We start from the raw sequence: 13,101 nt of genomic DNA, 5'->3' as shown, positions 1-13,101 counted from the left end.
TGCTACGTAACCCGAAGGTTAGGCAGCGAGCGCGAGGTTGTTGTTCGCGATTGTGGTTTTCCCGAGTGTTTAACCAGGTGCTCGAGTACCTGGGCACGCTACCAGAGCTTCACCAACCCCGTCGAAGCCAGTCACCCCCGGTTCGAACGGTACTGCCTCTTCGTACACTATACGCCCCACCCCGGTTCCGGCAACTGCGCCGCCGCTGTCAGGCGGCTTCGCAGGTGAGATCGGACACATCCGGATCGTCGGCCTTCGCGCCCCGCGCGACATACTCATCGTAGAAGAGGAGGTAGTTCGCGAAGATCGCCTCCACTTCAGCAAAGTCGCGCACCTGATGCAGTTTGGCACGCAGATCGGCGGAGTTGGGAAGTCCCTTCACATACCACCCCAGGTGCTTGCGGAACTCGATCGCCGCACCGATGGGATCCGTTTCGTAGGCCTGCACCATGCGCGCATGTCCAAGGGCAATTGCGAAGCGCTCGTGCACCGCTGGCGTGGCCGGCATTGGCTCGCCGTTGATCAGCGCCCGCGCCTGATTGAAGATCCACGGCTGGCCGTAGGACCCGCGACCGATCATGATGCCGTCGGCCCGCGTATGGTCGAGCATCCGCTTGGCGTCGGATGCCGTCTTGATGTCACCGTTTCCCAGCACCGGGATGTCGAGTGCGTCGGCGACCTTCGCAATCTCGTCCCAGTTCGCCTGGCCGCTGTACATCTGGGTCCGGGTCCGCGCATGGAGCGTGAAAACAGTGGCGCCGGCATCCTGCATGCGAAGCGCAATGCCGACCGGGTCGCGCATCTCCTCGTTCCAGCCACTGCGCGTCTTGACCGTGACGGGGAGCGGCGTGGCCTTCGACACCGCACGGATGATCTCCTGCACCAGATCCAGGTCCTTGAGGCACCCGGACCCTCCGTTGCGCCGCACGACCTTCTTGACCGGACATCCGAAGTTGATGTCGACGAAGTCGGGCATGAACAGATCGGTGACCATGGCGGCCGCATCGGCCATGGCCCGCGGGTCGGCCCCGAAGATCTGTACCCCGATCGGCCGCTCGTCCTGATTGAAGCGCAGCTTGCTGATCGTTGCTTCGTTCTCCCGGCGGATGCCTTCGGCCGACAGAAACTCCGTGATCACCACATCCGCGCCATGGCCATGACACAAGCGACGGAACGGCGATTCCGATACACCGGCCATGGGAGCCAGATAGAGCGGCGTCTGGTTCGGGACCGGAAAGGGAAACGTCTTGCGGGGCAAGGACTTGGCCATGTACTGAAAGTAGCGACGCCCAAACCGGGGGGCAACGCGTCCGGTTTGACTCGGCGCGTCCGACGGTTAGGTTGCGAGGCTATGGAACTGCGCGAGTTTTTCTCCGAAGACGCCGTCCAACTGGAGCTTCAGGGCACCAGCAAGGATGAGATCCTGAAGGAACTGATCGGGCTGCTCAAGCTCGACGAGAAGTCCGAGGGCATGCTTTTCAAGATGCTCAAGCGGCGTGAAAATCTGGGCTCGACGGGCATCGGCCGAGGCATCGCCATTCCTCATTGCCGATCGCTGGTCGTCAACCGCCTGCGCGTCGCGTTCGGCCGCAAGAAGGACGGCGTCGATTTCAAGGCCATCGACGACAAGCCCGTCAACTTCTTCTTTCTCATCGTCGCGCCGCCGCTCGAGGTCTCCAATCAGTACCTCCCCGTGCTCGGCAAGATTGCGCAGTTCAGCAAGGAGAGCGACGTGCCGGGCCGACTGCTCCAGATCGGATCACCCGCCGAGTTCATGGCTTTGCTGGAAGAGAAGCGCGTGTAGCGCTGCCACGGGTGGTTCAGGAATGGTCGATTTGCACGCGCGCGATGTCCGACTGCAGTCGTCGGACCACGCGCGCGCTTTGCAGGAGGGCTGCTGCCGCCAATCCGGCCACCAGCCCCATCCACAACCCCTGTTCACGCCATGGGGTATGGAACCCCAGATAGTAGCCCAGCGGAATTCCTACGCCCCAGAACGCGATCAGGTGCAGCATGGCCGGTATGCGCGTATCCCCGGTCCCCCGCAGCACGCCGCTGGTCACCGCCTGCAGACCGTCGAAGACCTGAAACCACCCGGCCAAGGGAATCAACGACACGGCAACCGCCACCGTCGCCGGCTCGTTCGTGTAGAGTGACGTCAACCACTCCGGCGCCCCGATGAACACCAGGGCGCTGATGCACATGAACCCCACGCCGCACACAATCGCGGCCACCGCATCGCGCTGGGCCGTGCTGCGATCGCCGCGTCCGATGGCACGCCCCACAACGGCGGCAGCGGCTCCCGATACCCCCAGCGGCACCATGAACGTGAGCGCGGCCATGTTGAGCGCAATCTCGTGACCGGCAAGGGAGGCTGTACCCATCCAGCCCATGAAGAGCGCAGTCAGGCCGAAGGCGAAGCTCTCGAAGAACCATTGCACGCCAATGGGGATGCCGATGCGCAGCATGCGGAGCATCGGGGCACGCGCCATCGTTTCCGGATGCCACGGCACGATATGCGTCCCGACCAACGACCACGCGAGCCACGCCAGAACGAGGGCCATGACCCACGTGGCGATGGTCGTTGCATAGCCGGCGCCCTCGACCCCGAGTGCCGGGGCACCGAGATTCCCGAAGATGAGCAGCCAGTTGGCAGCGGCATTGACGAGGTTGGCGACCAATGCCGCCACGATGATCGGACGCACCGGCCCCATCGCCTGCAGTGTCTGGCGCAGCACGGCAAAGAGGAAGAACGGGATGACGCCAAGGACTCGGCGTCTGGCGTACACCGCGGTTTCGCCAATGACCTCGGGGGGCTGCTCGAGCACCGTGAGCAGCCACTCACCGGGAAGAAGGGCCGCCATGACCACGAGCGACACCCCAAGCGCCAGCACGAGGCCGCGCTGCACGCCGCGCGTGATACCCAGCCGATCGCCGGCACCGACTGCCTGGGCCACCACGGGGTCAATGGCGAAGAGCAGGCCGATGCCGAAGACGCTGACGTTGAAGAAATAGAAGTTGCCGAGCGCCACCGCGGCGATGGCGGCGCCGCCGAGCCGACCGACCATGAGCGTATCCACCACGCCCATGGCCTGTATGCCCACGTTGATGAGCACGACCGGCGCGGCGACCTGGGCCATGTCGCGCAGGTCGGCGCGCCAGCCGCGCGAAGCACTCACGATGGGTGCCGCTCCGCGATCACGGCGCCTTCGCCGCCTTCACCAGCTCGCGAACCTCACGCAACAGCCGCGGCGCATCGTACGGGATCCCATCCTTGATGGTCCACTGAATGCCACCGCCGGACCCCGCCGCTGCATCGGCGCGAGGCGGATAGAACGCCTTGAGATCTTCCAGCGGGTTGCCATTCACCACCACCAGATCGGCGAGATAGCCTGCCCGGACGCGGCCCAGGCGTTGCTCTTCACCGAGAATGCGCGCGTTGTTGGCGGTGACATGCTGCAGCACCTTGAGCGTGGGAAAGCCCGCCTCCTGATGCAGCTCGAGTTCACGGATGAGGCCGAAGCCGTACACCTGATAGATGAACCCCGCGTCTTCGCCGGCACCGATGAGGCCGCCGAGTCGCTCGAAATCACGCACCGCGCGGAACCAGATCTGGTAGTTCTCCTTCCAGTACGCCTCGTCGGTACTGCTCCAGTTCGCGAAGTACGACCCGTGGTTGGCGGGGTCGGGGCGGAAATACTTCTCGAGCGTCGGGTGCAGGTACTGTGCAAACCACGGCTGGGTTTCCGCGCGTTGGAGGTCGCGACTGGCCTCGTAGATCTCGAGGGTCGGATTCCAGGCAACCCCCCCCTGCACCATCGCCTTGAGCACCTCCTGCAGCCGGGTCGGATCGGCTTCCCGCCAGAGGCGTCCGGCGTAGCGGAAGCGCATGCCCTCGTCGGCATAGTTGAAGTTCGACGGGAAGGGCTGCACCCCGTCGATGATCGCCGCATCGGGAACCCCATACCAGTGCTCGATGCTCGTCAGCCCACCCTTTGCGGCGTCCCACGCGTTGGTTTCATCAACCGCCATGTGATGCGCGGTGCGCAGGCCAAGCTTGCGCGCTTCGTCCAGCACGGGCAGGTAGACGTCCTTGTCCATCCCGAACAGCTTGAGTCCATCGACCCCGAGCGACTTGAGATCACGCACCCGCTGGCGCGCTTCCGCCTCGTTGCGGGGCACCGGCATGTAGGCGTAGCGCGCGTAGACGTACAGCCGGGGGGCCGCGATGTCGCCGGTCAGGCTGCGCGCCCGCAGCTGCAGGGTCTTGGGCGTCTCACTGGAGACATCCCGCACCGTCGTGATCCCCATGCCCAACCACAGCTTGAGCTGATAGTCGAGTGGCTGCGGAATGCCACCGCGTTCGTCCTGCACGTGTCCATGCAGATTGATCAACCCGGGCAGGACGTACTTCCCCGTGGCGTCAATTTCGACATCGGCCGGCGCGCGGCGCACGGTCCCCGACTTCACGGCCACCGGGTCGAGTGCCACGATGTCGACGATGCGATTGCCCTCGAGGATGATGTCCTTGGGCCCCTCGGCGGGCGTCCCGTTCCCCTCGATCACCATGGCGTTGCGAATGGCCATGCGGCGCGGGCGCACGCCGTGCGTCGGCGCCGACTGCGCCGCGAGTTCGGAGGCGAACGCCAGTGAGATGAGGCCCATGCCAACGAGCCGGGAAATGCGGTCGGCCATACGCATCAGCGGTTCACTCCCATTCGATGGTGGCGGGCGGCTTCGAACTCACGTCGTACACCACGCGGTTCACGCCGTCCACCTCGTTGATGATGCGGTTCGAAATGCGTCCCAGCACTTCGTGCGGGAAGTTGAACCAGTCGGCCGTCATGCCGTCGGTGCTCGTCACCGCGCGCAGCGCGATGACGTGCTCGTAGGTGCGGCCATCACCCATGACCCCCACCGAACGCACCGGCAGGAACACGGCGAACGCCTGCCAGATATCGGGGTAGAGGCCAGCCGCCCGGATTTCTTCCAGATAGATCGCATCCGCACGCCGGAGCATGTCGAGCGCGGTCGGAGTCACTTCCCCGAGCACCCGGATGGCGAGGCCAGGACCGGGGAACGGGTGACGCCCCACCATCTCTTCCGGCAGACCGAGTTCGCGCCCCACGTTGCGCACTTCGTCCTTGAACAGCTCACGCAGCGGCTCGATGAGCTGGAACGTCATGTCCTTGGGCAGTCCGCCCACGTTGTGGTGCGTCTTGATGGTGGCACTTGGCCCTCCCTTGGCGCTGACCGACTCGATGACATCCGGATAGAGTGTCCCCTGCACCAGGAACGCCGCCTCCGTGCCGGCGTTGGCGCTGGCCGACTCGAACACACGGATGAAATGCTCGCCGATGATCTTGCGCTTGCGCTCAGGGTCGCCCACGCCGGCCAACGCGGTGAGGAATCGCTCTTCGGCGCGCACGGTGATGAGCCGGATGCCCAGGTGTTCACCCATCGTGCGCTCCACCTGGTCGCGCTCATGGAGCCGCAGCAACCCCGTATCCACGAAAATGCAGGTGAGCTGATCACCGATGGCCTTGTGCACGAGCGCCGCGGCCACGCTCGAGTCCACGCCACCGGAAAGGCCGCAGATGACCTGCCGGTCCCCCACGAGTTCGCGGATGCGCGCCACTTCCTGCTCGATGAAGTGCCCGGGCGTCCAGTCCGGCGCGCAACGGCACACGCCGAACAGGAAGTTCTGAATGATCTCGGCACCACGGACCGAGTGGTGCACTTCGGCGTGGAACTGGACGGCGTGAACGGGTTTCGTGGCGTGGCGAAAGCCGGCGCAGGTGGTGCCACTGTGCGCGGTGGCCACATAGCCGGGCGGGACCTCATCCACATGGTCGCCGTGACTCATCCACACGGTCGTGCGTTCGCCCGCGTCGAACCCCGTGAACAGCCCCGCAGGGTCGTCGATGGTAACCTCGGCGCGGCCGTACTCGCGTCGCCCGCCACCAACCACGGCGCCGCCTTCCAGGTGCGCGATGAGCTGCATGCCGTAACACACGCCAAGGACCGGCGCAATGTCGAGCAGGTCGCGCGAGACGGTTGGAGCCCCCTCGTCCGTCACGCTGCTGGGGCCTCCCGACAGGATGATGCCCGTGGGCTGCCACTCGCGGATCCAGGCGAGCGACCGGGTCGGCGGATGAATCTCGGAATACACGCGCGCCTCGCGCACCCGTCGCGCGATCAGCTGCGTGAACTGCGACCCGCAGTCGAGGATGAGGATGCGGCTCTGTGTCTTCTGCATCAGACCTTCCACTCGGGTCCGGTGAGCTTCAGAAACTCGATGGCCTTGGTGTCGAGGTCGAGGATGGCCCCAGTGGGTGCGCCGTGCAGCCAGCCGCACCCCTCGCCCGGATTGACCAGGAGCGAGTCGCCCCGAGCCTTCATCTCGGGAACATGCGTGAAGCCATGCACGATCACCTCGTGCCCGTCGATGGAGCGTTGGTGGACATCAGCGAGATCATGCACGAGCAGGACCGACTTGCCGCCCAGGTCGAAGCTGTGCGGCGACTCGTACAGCTCGGCGGCGCCGAAACCGGTCTTCGCAGCGGCCATCAGGGCAGCGCGATCACCATCGTTGCGTCCGAACACCCCGAGCAGCGGCAACGAGAGGTCGTGGAACGGCTGCAACGAGAAGGGGGAGCAGTAGTCCCCCGCGTGCATCACGAGTGAGACGCCGCCAGCGACCATGTGCTGGAGCAGCTCGCGTATGGCAGGGACGCGGTCGTGGGTGTCCGACAACAGACCGATGCGCATCAGGCAGTTCTCCAGTGGAGGGGGGCGCGCTCGAGGCGCACCAGATCATCGAACTGTTCACGTGCCCCGGCCACGGCGAAGCGCTCGCCGTCGACGAGCACCTCAACCGGTCGCGGACGCGAGTTGTAATTGGAAGCCATGGTGAAGCCGTACGCGCCGGCCGTGCGGATGGCGAGCAGTGCCCCCGCCTGCACGTCGGGGAGCACACGTGCCTTGGCGAAGAAATCGCCGGATTCGCAGATGGGGCCCACCACGTCGGCCGTGAGTGCTCCCGCGGTGTGGCGCACCACCTCGATCGCGTGATACGCCTGGTAGAGGGCCGGACGAATGAGATCATTCATGCCGGCGTCCGTCACGACGAAATCCTTGCCGGCAGCGTGCTTGCGATACAACACCTCCGTCAGCAGCACGCCGGACTCCGCCACGAGATAGCGCCCCGGCTCGAGCAGCAGCGTCAGTCCCGTCTCCAGTGCCGCAGCGCGGACCAGGCGGGCGTAGTCGTCGAGGTCGGCCGACGTCTCGTTCGGCTCGTACGGAACCGAAAGACCGCCCCCCACGTCCATGTACGTCACGGGGTGCCCTTTGGCACGCGCATGGGCGATGGCTGCGAGCAATCGGGGCAAGGCATCCCGCAGGGGGTCGGCATTGCTGATCTGTGACCCGAGATGCATGCCGAGGCCGCGCAGCTCCACGTGGGGGAGCGTCGCGATCATCGCGATCAGGCGGGCCACGTCGTCACGCGGAATACCGAACTTCTGTCCCTTCTCTCCGGTCTTGATGTACGCGTGGGGCGTCTCCACGGTGACTTCCGGATTGACGCGAATGGCGATCGGCGCCGTGAGGCCGAGGCCGCCGGCCACATGGTCGATGGCAACGAGTTCGGCCTCCGACTCGACATTGATGAGCGCGACCCCGGCCCGGAGCGCCTGCTCGATCTCGGCCACCGTCTTCCCCACGCCGCTGAACACCACGTCACGACCGCCGAAGCCGGCCTCCAGTGCGCGGAACAGCTCTCCCCCCGAGACGATGTCCACGCCCGCACCGAGTGCGCGCAGGAGGGAGAGCATGTGCAGATTCGAGTTGGCCTTGACCGCAAAGTGGATGTGGTGCGGCACCCCTGCGAAGGCGTCGTCCAGGCGGCGAAAGCGATCGCGTACGGTATTCGCGCAGTATACGTACGCCGGCGTGCCGACCGCCGCCGCGATGGCTGGCAGCGGTACCTGGTCGGCATGCAGCACGCCGTTGATGGTCGTGAACCCGGTGGTCGGCATGCGTGGCGCCTCGCTCGACGTCAGTACGACCGCGCCCACACGACCTCGTACTTGGCCGGTTCACCGGTCACCATGCACGTGGTCGGAGCCTCGGAAGACCGGAACTCCGCATCGGGGATGACGCGAATCGTCGCCTTGGTCTCCTCCTTCACCCTGGCCTCGACGGCAGGGTCGCCATTCCACCCGGCGTAGACGAAGGCGCCCGGACCATCCATGACTTCCTTGAACCGATCGTAGCTGATGCGCTCACGAATCGTGTTGGCCTCGAGGCGCGCCCGCGCCGCGGCCAGCATGTCCGCCTGGATGGTGTCGAGTATGGCCGGCAGCTCGGTGCGCAGCGCGTCGAGGCTGATGCTGCGCTTCTCGCGGGTATCGCGACGCGCCAGCATCCCCGAATTGGCGGCCAGGTCACGGGGGCCGATTTCCAAACGCAGCGGGATGCCACGCAGCTCCCAGTGGTAATACTTGGCCCCCGGCTTGATGCCGATGCGGTCGTCCACATGCACCCGGATGCGCTCGTGGTCGGGGCGCTTGTAGCTGCCCAACTCTTCGGCAATCCGCTTCGCCACCTCGATCGTCGCCGCGCGCTCCTCGTCGGTCTTCCAGATGGGGACGATCACCATCTGGATGGGCGTCAGGCGGGGAGGCAGGCGCAGGCCGCTGTCGTCTCCGTGGGTCATGACCAACCCACCGATCATGCGCGTGGACACCCCCCAACTGGTGTTCCATGCGTAGTCCTGCTGCCCCTGCTCGTTCTGGAACGTGAGATCGAACGCCTTGGCGAAGTTCTGCCCCAGATTGTGCGAAGTGCCCGCCTGCAGCGCCTTGTTGTCCTGCATCATGGCTTCGCAGGCGTAGGTGCGCAGCGCGCCGGCGAACTTCTCGCTCTCCGTCTTCTGCCCCGTGATGACCGGCATGGCCATCCAGCCTTCCATGAAATCCCGGTAGACGCCCAGCATTCGGCGTGTCTCCGCTTCCGCCTCATCGTGCGTGGCGTGCGCGGTGTGCCCTTCCTGCCAGAGAAACTCCATCGTGCGCAGGAACAGCCGCGTGCGCATCTCCCACCGCACGACGTTCGCCCACTGGTTGTACAGCAACGGCAAATCGCGATAACTCTGCACCCACTTGGCAAACATCGAGTAGATGATCGTCTCCGATGTGGGGCGCACCACGAGGCGCTCCTCGAGCTGCTTGCCGCCGCCATGGGTCACCACCGCGCACTCGGGCGCGAACCCTTCCACGTGCTGCGCCTCCTTCGACAGGAAGCTCTCGGGAATGAACAGTGGAAAGTATGCGTTCACGTGCCCTGTGGCCTTGAACATGTCGTCGAGCGCCCGCTGCATGCGCTCCCAGACGCCATAGCCGTGCGGCCGGATGACCATGCAGCCGCGAACGGGCGAGTAGTCAGCGAGCTCGGCCCGCAGCACAAGTTCGTTGTACCAGTCGCTGAAGTTCTCGGCACGGGTGGTCAGCTTCTTGTCGTCACTCATCGTACGGTTCCGTTCGAGGATGCCCAGGCGCACAGCGCCTCGAGCGAAGAAAAGGTCACGTCCGCGCTGCCGGCTCGCCGGACGCGCCAGGGGGCGTCTGGCGCGCCGGGGTCCACGATGACGAAGGTCCCGGCGCCGGCCTTGCGCCCGGACTCCAGCTGCTTGTCCAGTCGCTGCGCCCGCAAGGCGAACTCGGTCGTGCATCCGGCGGTGCGCAACGCCGTGGCCGTACGCAGCGCGGCGTGCGGCGCATCCGGTGTGTCCGGTGACTGCGCCACCCATACCGCCACCGTCGATGGCAGGGGGGGCATGAGCCCCCGGGCGCGCAGCAATTCACCGATCACCACGTCGCCCATGCCGAAACCCAGCGCCGGCAGGTCCGCGCCACCCAGCGACTTGAGCAGGGTGTCGTACCGCCCCCCGCCGCAAATCGCGCGGAATTCGCCCACCTGATCGAACAGCTCGAACACGATACCGGTGTAATACGCCAGCCCGCGCACGATCGTGAGATCGAACCGGATCCAGTCGGCCACGCCAAGGGCGTCACAATGGGCGAGGTACTCGGCAAAACGCGCCACATGGGGCTGTACGGCAGGTGCATCGCCGTAGCGCGTCTGCACCGTGGCGAAATCGAGGGCGCCAAACCCGAGCACCGCCGTGGCCGCCTCATGATCGAGCCCCGCCTCGGCCAGCGTTTCGCCGGAAAGCTCACGCGGCTGCCGCTCGAGTTTGTCCAGTACGGCGTACACCGCCGGCCACGCCGTCTCGGCGATCGCCAGATGCGTCAGCAAGCCGTTGAGCAGGCGTCGGTCGCTCACCCGCGCGCGCACGTCGGCGGCGGTGAGGCCGAACGCCCGCATGATCTCCAGCGCCACCGACAGGAGCTCGGCGTCCGCAAGCACGTCCGCTTCGCCGACGATATCCACGTTCAATTGGTAGTGCTCACGCAATCGGCCCTTTTGCGTGCGCTCGTAGCGGAACAGCTGCGGCAGCGAGAACCAGCGCACCGGCTTGCGCAGGGTTTGCGCCTTCGCGCCGACCATGCGGGCAAAGGTCGGCGTCATTTCCGGACGCATCGCCACGGCACGCTCACCCTTGTCCACGAAGTTGTAGAGCTGGGTGACGATCTCCTCCCCGCTCTTCTGCGTATACAGTTCGAGCGGTTCGAGGGGCGGGCCATCGTACTCCTGAAACGCATAGCGCCGCACGACGCGGCGCCAGGTATCGAAGATGTGGGCTCGCTCGGCGAACTGGTCGGGATAGAAATCGCGGAATCCGGGCAGCGGCTTGTGGGACATCCCGGTAAGCTACCGAGCCAATGGATGCACCTGCAACCGTTCCATGGCGTCTCCGACCGTGTGGAATGACCCCGTCACCAGTACCGTGGCCGCCTCGGCGCGGGCATGAGCAAGCGCATGGCCGAAATCATCGATGCGTTCTATCGGCAATTCTTCGGCGAGCGCCCACTGCTCCACCTCGACGAGGTCCCACACACGGTTCGGCGGTGACGTGGGGGCAATCGTGACCACGATCCGCTCGGCGGCACGGGCGACGGCCCGGATGATTCCGCGCCAGTCCTTGTCGCGGAGAACACAGACCACGGCCGTCAAGGGATGCGGCATGCCCACGGCCAGCAGATTCTCCACGACCGTGGCCGCGCCATCGGCGTTGTGCGCCACGTCGAAGAGCCACGGCGGAGCCTGATGAAACCGACCGGCGAGCCGTACCCCCGGCAGCCAATCGGCCGCTCGCGCCTCCACCTCCGCCCAACGGCCACCAGCCCCTCGCAGCATGGCGAGCGCCGCGGCGGCATTGTGCGCCTGGAACTGTCCCACCAGGGGGGTGGTGAGGCGCCGGCACTGCCCGTCCGCGTGGAGGGTGAAGGTGGTGCCCTGCGCATGCACGCGGATGTCCTCGACCTGCCAATCGCGACCCGTCACCAGAACGGGGGCGGCTCCGGCGGTTTCCGCGTGCTTCTGCAACACCGATCGGATCTCCGGCGAGGTATCGCCAACGACCGCGACCGCCGACCCTTTGTAGATGCCCGCCTTCTCGCCGGCAATGGCTTCCAGCGAATCGCCCAGATACTCCATGTGGTCGAAGCCGATCTGCGTGACACCGGCAGCAAGCGGTTGCACGACATTCGTGGCGTCGAGTCTCCCGCCCAATCCCACCTCCACGACGGCCACCTCGACCCGCTCTTCCGCGAAATGGCTGAGGGCCATCGCGGTGGTGGCTTCGAAGAAGGTCGCCCCGAGGTCGCTCAATAGCGGCTCCCATCGGGTCAGCCACGCCGTGATCGCGGCGTGTGTCATGGGCACACCGTTCACGACGACTCGCTCGGAGAAGTCCACGAGGTGCGGCGAGGTGTACCGTCCTACGCGCATCCCGGCCCCGCGCAGCAGGGCATCGAGCGTGGCCACGGTACTCCCCTTCCCATTCGTGCCGGCCACATGAAAGACCGGATAGGCGACATGTGGGTCGCCGAGGGCCGACAGCAAGGCCGTCACGCGCTCCAACCCCAGGCGCCACGCCCCTCCCGTGCGCGCGAACAGCCGGCCCAGCGCCTCGTGGTATGCGGCGTCCAGGGCGTCCGGCGCGAGTGCCGTCACCGGTCGTGGGGCCCGAGGGTCCAGCGGTCCGCTCGTGCTCAGCTTTCCTGCTGGTCGTGTCCGGCAGCCGCCGGACGCCCGGTCATGTGACGCAGAAGGCGCGCGAGCGTCCCGCGCATCTCCTTGCGATGCACGACACGATCGACCATGCCCTTTTCAAGAAGGAACTCCGCGGTCTGAAAGCCCTCCGGCAAGTCCTGTCCGAGTGTCTGCTTGATGACACGCGGGCCGGCAAAGCCGATGACGGCCCCCGGTTCGGCGAGGATGGCATCGCCGAGCATGGCATAGCTGGCGCTCACGCCACCCGTGGTCGGGTTCGTCAGCACCGATATGTACGGGATGCGGCGCTCCGCCAGCTGGGAGAGCACGGCAGATGCCTTTGCCATTTGCATCAGCGACAGGATGCCTTCCTGCATTCGCGCGCCACCGGACTGCGAGACGATGACGAGCGGATGCTTCTTCTCGAGCGAACGCTGGCCAAGGCGGGCGATCTTCTCACCTACAACCGACCCCATGGAGCCGCCCATGAAGGCGAAGTCCATGATGCCGATGCCCACCGGCATCCCCTCCAGCAGGCCCGTGACGGTGAGGATCGCGTCGGTGTCCCCGGCATTGGCGAGCGCGCGCTTCAGACGGGTCGGATAATCGGGGAAGCCGAGGGGATCCACCGACCGGAGCTCTCCGCCCGCTTCGTTGAGCGTCCCGTCGTCGATCAGCGCGCCCGCGTAGTCCCACGCGCGCATGCGGCGGTGAAAATCGCACGCCGGACACACGTTCAGGTTGCGCAGGAACTTGTCACGGATATCCGTGTGTCCGCAGGCCTCGCACTTCTCCCACGTATCCCGCGGGATCTCGAGGCGCTCGCGACTCGGCTGACGGGGCTTTTTTTCCTTCCGGAACCAGGCCATAGACCGGATAAGATCGGAAGATCTCCCCCCGAAGGCTAGACCTTGCGCA

General features: G+C 65.9%; 11 protein-coding genes and 1 other RNA gene. 1 reads left to right on the top strand and 11 read right to left on the bottom strand.

The annotated features are described in order from the left end of the window. Nucleotides 1–139: a transfer-messenger RNA gene (gene ssrA / locus LW840_RS10785) on the bottom strand; the annotation flags it as partial. A 69-nt stretch (nt 140–208) separates the two neighbouring features. Further along, complete coding sequence (dusB, locus tag LW840_RS10780) at nt 209–1,270, bottom strand: tRNA dihydrouridine synthase DusB (protein WP_291260984.1); 1,062 nt, start codon at nt 1,268–1,270, stop codon at nt 209–211. Between the two features lie 81 nt (nt 1,271–1,351). Here dusB and LW840_RS10775 point away from each other — a divergent pair, with 81 nt between their 5' ends. Beyond that, nucleotides 1,352–1,804 (top strand): PTS sugar transporter subunit IIA, encoded by a 453-nt coding sequence (locus LW840_RS10775; RefSeq protein ID WP_291260985.1) that lies wholly within the window; start codon nt 1,352–1,354, stop codon nt 1,802–1,804. 16 nt (nt 1,805–1,820) lie between these two features. On the opposite strand, the gene LW840_RS10770 is transcribed toward LW840_RS10775, so the two are convergent. Genes LW840_RS10770 through accD form a run of 9 tightly spaced genes read right to left on the bottom strand, consistent with a single transcriptional unit; the run spans nt 1,821 to nt 13,052 of the window. Next, nucleotides 1,821–3,179: an MATE family efflux transporter gene (locus tag LW840_RS10770; protein WP_291273092.1), complete on the bottom strand. Its 1,359-nt coding sequence runs from the start codon at nt 3,177–3,179 to the stop codon at nt 1,821–1,823. 19 nt (nt 3,180–3,198) lie between these two features. Continuing rightward, entirely contained in the window at nt 3,199–4,701 is a 1,503-nt protein-coding gene (locus LW840_RS10765) for an amidohydrolase family protein (protein ID WP_291266588.1), read from the bottom strand. Nucleotides 4,702–4,708: 7 nt separating this feature from the next. Continuing rightward, nucleotides 4,709–6,259: a glutamine-hydrolyzing GMP synthase gene (guaA, locus tag LW840_RS10760; protein WP_291260988.1), complete on the bottom strand. Its 1,551-nt coding sequence runs from the start codon at nt 6,257–6,259 to the stop codon at nt 4,709–4,711. After that, nucleotides 6,259–6,771 carry a metallophosphoesterase family protein gene (locus tag LW840_RS10755; protein WP_291260989.1) on the bottom strand — a complete coding sequence of 171 codons (513 nt, stop codon included), beginning with the start codon at nt 6,769–6,771 and terminating at the stop codon, nt 6,259–6,261. Before LW840_RS10755 ends, guaA begins: the two co-directional genes overlap by 1 nt. Next, complete coding sequence (lysA, locus tag LW840_RS10750; protein ID WP_291276966.1) at nt 6,771–8,042, bottom strand: diaminopimelate decarboxylase; 1,272 nt, start codon at nt 8,040–8,042, stop codon at nt 6,771–6,773. Before lysA ends, LW840_RS10755 begins: the two co-directional genes overlap by 1 nt. A 20-nt stretch (nt 8,043–8,062) precedes the next feature. Then, nucleotides 8,063–9,532 (bottom strand): proline--tRNA ligase, encoded by a 1,470-nt coding sequence (gene proS / locus LW840_RS10745; RefSeq protein ID WP_291276965.1) that lies wholly within the window; start codon nt 9,530–9,532, stop codon nt 8,063–8,065. Then, nucleotides 9,529–10,830: a histidine--tRNA ligase gene (gene hisS / locus LW840_RS10740; protein WP_291260992.1), complete on the bottom strand. Its 1,302-nt coding sequence runs from the start codon at nt 10,828–10,830 to the stop codon at nt 9,529–9,531. The genes proS and hisS overlap by 4 nt, the downstream gene beginning before the upstream one ends. A gap of 9 nt (nt 10,831–10,839) precedes the next feature. Then, nucleotides 10,840–12,144: a Mur ligase family protein gene (locus tag LW840_RS10735; RefSeq protein WP_291266586.1), complete on the bottom strand. Its 1,305-nt coding sequence runs from the start codon at nt 12,142–12,144 to the stop codon at nt 10,840–10,842. A 38-nt stretch (nt 12,145–12,182) separates the two neighbouring features. Further along, nucleotides 12,183–13,052, bottom strand: coding sequence for an acetyl-CoA carboxylase, carboxyltransferase subunit beta (gene accD / locus LW840_RS10730; protein WP_291260994.1), 870 nt, complete (start codon nt 13,050–13,052; stop codon nt 12,183–12,185). Between the last annotated feature and the right edge of the window lie 49 nt (nt 13,053–13,101).

It is taken from the genome of Gemmatimonas sp. (assembly GCF_021298855.1).
GTDB lineage: Bacteria > Gemmatimonadota > Gemmatimonadetes > Gemmatimonadales > Gemmatimonadaceae > Gemmatimonas.
The sequence above is the reverse complement of the archived record's forward strand: the minus strand, read 5'-3'. Positions and strand labels throughout refer to the sequence as shown.

Coding starts and splice junctions, on each gene's coding strand:
- LW840_RS10755 (WP_291260989.1), bottom strand. CDS start 6,771: ATGCGCATCGGTCTGTTGTCGGACACCCACGACCGCGTCCCTGCCATA.
- hisS (WP_291260992.1), bottom strand. CDS start 10,830: ATGTCCCACAAGCCGCTGCCCGGATTCCGCGATTTCTATCCCGACCAG.
- LW840_RS10765 (WP_291266588.1), bottom strand. CDS start 4,701: ATGCGTATGGCCGACCGCATTTCCCGGCTCGTTGGCATGGGCCTCATC.
- guaA (WP_291260988.1), bottom strand. CDS start 6,259: ATGCAGAAGACACAGAGCCGCATCCTCATCCTCGACTGCGGGTCGCAG.
- proS (WP_291276965.1), bottom strand. CDS start 9,532: ATGAGTGACGACAAGAAGCTGACCACCCGTGCCGAGAACTTCAGCGAC.
- accD (WP_291260994.1), bottom strand. CDS start 13,052: ATGGCCTGGTTCCGGAAGGAAAAAAAGCCCCGTCAGCCGAGTCGCGAG.
- dusB (WP_291260984.1), bottom strand. CDS start 1,270: ATGGCCAAGTCCTTGCCCCGCAAGACGTTTCCCTTTCCGGTCCCGAAC.
- lysA (WP_291276966.1), bottom strand. CDS start 8,042: ATGCCGACCACCGGGTTCACGACCATCAACGGCGTGCTGCATGCCGAC.
- LW840_RS10775 (WP_291260985.1), top strand. CDS start 1,352: ATGGAACTGCGCGAGTTTTTCTCCGAAGACGCCGTCCAACTGGAGCTT.